Genomic DNA, 3,746 nt, shown 5'->3' on the forward strand with positions numbered 1-3,746 from the left:
GCCGATTGTGTTGTTCGGCCAGACGCAGGCGGTCCTCGGCGCCGCGGGGGATGGTGCCGAGGGTCGAGCGGTAGCGGTCGCGGATCGCTTCGGCGCGGGATGCGGTGTCGCTCATGACACCCGGGCCATCGACGCGCGGACGGCCTCGAGGGCGCCCGCGGGGAAGTCCACGGCCCCGCCGAGGGCGTGCGCGGCGATTTCCGCTTCGGCGCTTTCCTCGATCGCGTACACCAGCTCGGCGGCCGAGGTCGGGTCCGGGCCGAAGACCATCAGGCCGTGGTTGGCCAGCAGCACGGCCTGCGTGGTCGGGCGTTCGTCGAGGATCTGCGCGATGCTGCGGACCGACACGTCCGACCCGCGCGGCCCCCACGCGACGACCGGCACGTCCTCGGCCTGGCCGAAACGCAGCATCGGCTCGGTGCGGCACGGCAGCGGCCGGTTGGCCACGGCGAAGGCGGTCGAGGCGGGCGAGTGCGTGTGGATGACCGCCCCCACCTCGGGGCGCTTGCGATAGACGATGCCGTGCATGGTGATGATCTCGGCGCTGGAGGACCGCAGCTTTCCCTCGAGGACGCGACCGTCCTGATGGACGATCGCGACCTGTTCGGGCCGCAGATCGCGGATGAAGCCCGGGGTCATGGCGAAGCGGTCGTCGTCCATCCGCGCGCTGATGTTGGCGTGCCCGGAGTGCGACATCACCCCGGCCACGAACAGCTGCGCGGCGGTCTCGGCGATCTGCTGGGCCTGGGGTGTCGTTGCCGGTGTTCCCGTCATGATCAGACCTTTCGATTCGGTTGTCGGCGGCCGGTTGCCGCCGGTGAAGACCACCGTGCGCCTTAAACTTGGGTTTAAGTCAAGCGTCGTGTCGGACGAGGAGGAACCGCAGTGATGACCATCGGTCGGCTCGCCGCGAGCACCGGAGTCCCGGCGTCGGCGATCCGATATTGGGAGCGGCACGGGCTCTTGCCCGAACCCGAGCGGCGCGGTGGGCAGCGACGCTATCCGGCCGAGGCCGCGGACCGGATCGTGCTGTTGCGCAAGTGCCAAACAGCCGGGCTCAGCCTGGACGAGATTCGCGAGTTCCAGCAGGACCGGCAGCGGCGCAAGGCGATGCTGGCCGCCAAGCTCGTCGAGATCGAGCGCCGCATCGTCGACCTTCAGCATGCCCATGAACTCCTGGCCCACGCCGTCCAATGCAGCAAGCCCGACATCGTGACGTGCGCGACGTTCCGGGCGCAGATGGCGACCTGGCAGTCACCGCCCAACGACCCGACCCAGTCCCCCCGGGATGTTGGCCCATAAGGTCCACCTGGTCGAAAGTCACGGTAGGGCCGGGTGTTCCGCCGCTACCGCAGATAATTCGCGGAGTCAGCGGCCTGGTGGCACGACGTTTTCCCAGGTCGACACCACAGATACCGCAGATAACGAGTCGTTATCACGGGCTATGGGCTTTGACGGTGCTGTGTGATCGGAGATAGCAGCGGCCCGCGAGTACCGCGCTCGCCCAGTGGCAGCCGATCTGGAGCGAGCCACCATCTGCGGGCTCGTCCATCCATGTCACGAACCCCGGTGGCGGGCCTCATTTCGCGTCGAGCGGCGTTTGTTTCAGCAGAAAGGCGAGGGTGTCGAGGGCGTCGGTGACCGCTTTGATCCGGTTCGGGTCGTCGCTGTGGATCGTATCCGCGATCGCCTCGTCGATCGGGGCGTTGGACCGGACCGCCTCGGCGATGCCGGTGATGCGCTCCGTGCGGCGGACCAGCGTGCGCCGGCGGTCCGACGGATCGGCCATGACGTCCACCACGCCGGCCTCCCGCAACTTCGCGACCGATGCGGACACATGACTCTGCAGGAAACCGGTGCGACCGACGATCTCCCGGATCGCGGTATCGGGATTCTCGAAGATGTCGATCATCACCGAACGCATGCTGGCGGGCATCTGCTGAAAGCCGGTCGGCGGCAAGGCGCTCTCGCCGATCTTCATCAGCCGTCGCCCGAGCAGAAACAGTTCCATTCCGTCCACACCCCTCAATTTACACCAAATTTGATGCATCGATCTTGATGCATCAAATTTGATCAGTTAGGGTGGGTGTGCTCGGACGGCATCACCGACCCACGGTGTGCTGCAACGTCGCGGGCGTCAAAGTGAAAGGCATGCGATGAACACAACGAAGCCCATGAACGATGTCCTCTCGCCACCGACACCGTGTGTGGCACGGTTCAGCCGAGGTCCGGAAAACAGTGAGCGGATCGATGTCGAACGCCGTGGACACGCCCCATCGAGTTGGAGCCTGCCCGGTCATCGGTCACGCCTGCCGCACGACCTGTGCCACCTGATCGTCGAGGACGCCCTGGCGATTTCGGACGGGTTCTGGGGTTTGGTGTGCCGCGGTGTCGAGGTCCGCATCGTCGACGACCACGCCGAACTCCTCTACGAGGACTCACCGTTGCGGGATCAGCCCGGCATCGACTTCTCCGAACTCCAGCGATGCGAGGAAGCAGTCGCCATCCTGGGCACCTTCGGCCTGCGCACCGAGCAGGTCGGCGTCCTCGCCGTGGTCACCCTCGCCGCCGACGCACCCGTGCCCCCGCTGCGGCCCGAGGAGATCGAACGCATCCGAACACTGTTTCCCGGACGCTCTCCCGAACTCATCGACGCGGTCCGATCCCGGCTCGTCACGCTCCACCGGCAGTGGATGACTCTGTCCGACACCGACGCCCTCACCTTCGACTTCCCTAGCGAAACCACCGCCGCCCCGATGGGTGTCGGCCACGAATCCGGAGGCCTGTGCTGAACGCGTCGATCGACGTTGCCGGAGGCACGATCCACTACCGGACCCGCGGAAACGGACCCGTGCTTCTGCTGCTCCCGGGCGGTGACGGTGATGCCGACACCTACGACCAGCTCGCCGGGCATCTCGAACCACACTTCAGCGTCGTCACCTACGACCGGCGCGGATTGTCCCGTAGCACCTGCACGGGAGCGGCTCCGACGGTGGCAACGCACGCCGACGACGCGGCCGCAGTCCTGGCCGCGGTGACCGATACCCCCGCGTTCGTGTTCGGCAGCAGTATCGGCGCAGTGATCGCCCTCGAACTGACCACCCGCCACCCCGACGTGGTGCAACGGACCGTTGTCCACGAACCACCACTGGCAGCCCTGCTACCTGAGCCGGCACGGACCGAACTGCGCCAGGCCCAAAGCGCCATCGAGCAAGCCCACCGCGATCACGGCATCGCCGCCGCCACGGGACAGTTCGCGCGATTGATCCAGATCGATCCCACCGACCACGAGCCGGGCATCGAACCCGTCCGGCCCGGACCCGAACGGGTTGCGAACCTGAACTTCTTCCTTACCCACGACGCTCCCGCAGTCCGGCAGTATCAACCCGACACCCTCGCACTACAGAAGCAGGCCGACACGATCATCCCCGCAGTGGGGACCACCACAACCGGCCAGGTCCCAGCATGCACCCACGCCCTGGCCGAACTACTCGACGTCGAAGTCACCCGACTCCCCGGCGGCCACACCGCACCGACCATGCACCCACGCGGCGTCGCCGACACCCTCCACGCGATTCTCACCGGCAGCTAAGAACATTTCGAACATCCGCGGAATGTCCTCCCGGCGGGCCCTCAGCAAGGCGACAATCCTCCTGCGCCTGGCCGACGACGAGCCGTATCGCCGAGAAGGCAAGGTCCAGGCCAATCTCGGGGAAGGCCGCCATGATCTGGCGCGGCGGATCTAT

General features: G+C 66.7%; 5 protein-coding genes. 3 read left to right on the top strand and 2 right to left on the bottom strand.

Translation table 11 applies throughout. From position 1 onward, the window contains the following. Positions 1-111: 111 nt before the first annotated feature. Positions 112-774, bottom strand: a complete 663-nt coding sequence (locus ACIRRA_RS45595; RefSeq protein ID WP_402782280.1) for a class II aldolase/adducin family protein — start codon at positions 772-774, stop codon at positions 112-114. A 114-nt stretch (positions 775-888) separates the two neighbouring features. Between ACIRRA_RS45595 and ACIRRA_RS45600 the strand changes: the two genes are divergently transcribed. Beyond that, on the top strand, positions 889-1,302 hold the full coding sequence (locus ACIRRA_RS45600; protein WP_402782283.1) for a MerR family transcriptional regulator: 414 nt from the start codon (positions 889-891) through the stop codon (positions 1,300-1,302). Between the two features lie 277 nt (positions 1,303-1,579). On the opposite strand, the gene ACIRRA_RS45605 is transcribed toward ACIRRA_RS45600, so the two are convergent. Continuing rightward, entirely contained in the window at positions 1,580-1,981 is a 402-nt protein-coding gene (locus ACIRRA_RS45605) for a MarR family transcriptional regulator (RefSeq protein WP_402782286.1), read from the bottom strand. 175 nt (positions 1,982-2,156) lie between these two features. On the opposite strand from ACIRRA_RS45605, the gene ACIRRA_RS45610 reads away from it, so the two are divergent. Further along, positions 2,157-2,792, top strand: coding sequence for a hypothetical protein (locus ACIRRA_RS45610; RefSeq protein WP_402782289.1), 636 nt, complete (start codon positions 2,157-2,159; stop codon positions 2,790-2,792). A 59-nt stretch (positions 2,793-2,851) separates the two neighbouring features. After that, the gene (locus tag ACIRRA_RS45615; protein ID WP_402782292.1) at positions 2,852-3,592 is read left to right on the top strand and encodes an alpha/beta fold hydrolase; all 741 of its coding nucleotides are present in this window, start codon (positions 2,852-2,854) and stop codon (positions 3,590-3,592) included. The last annotated feature ends 154 nt before the right edge of the window (positions 3,593-3,746 follow it).

Source organism: Nocardia sp. NPDC101769, assembly GCF_044766925.1.
Classification (GTDB): Bacteria; Actinomycetota; Actinomycetes; order Mycobacteriales; family Mycobacteriaceae; genus Nocardia.